Origin of the sequence: Neisseria sp. P0014.S009 (genome assembly GCF_051958155.1) — a bacterium.
GTDB lineage: Bacteria > Pseudomonadota > Gammaproteobacteria > Burkholderiales > Neisseriaceae > Neisseria > Neisseria flavescens_C.
On record NZ_JBQCVS010000300.1, the window covers coordinates 1 to 232 of the forward strand.

Sequence of the window (232 nt, forward strand, 5' to 3'; positions counted from 1 at the left end):
GTTCAGGTGACGTTGGATCATACCAATATTTGACCGCACTTAATAGACCAGATTGAGATTCTTTTCCTTTTTCTGACAATTTTTTCCAATCTGAACGAGCGCCCTCTTCAGATTTTCGATCAACTTCAACATAAATAGGATGAATATCTAAGTGAAAATGGCTAAATGTATGACGGAAAGTTACCCATTCTTGATACTCGGTAATCCCTTGTCCTTTCAGATAATTCAATAA

1 protein-coding gene is annotated in these 232 nt (G+C 36.2%); it reads right to left on the minus strand.

The genetic code is table 11. The annotated features are described in order from the left end of the window. Positions 1 to 232: hypothetical protein (locus tag ACTHS4_RS12725; RefSeq protein ID WP_440366068.1), on the minus strand; the 232-nt coding region annotated here is incomplete at both ends.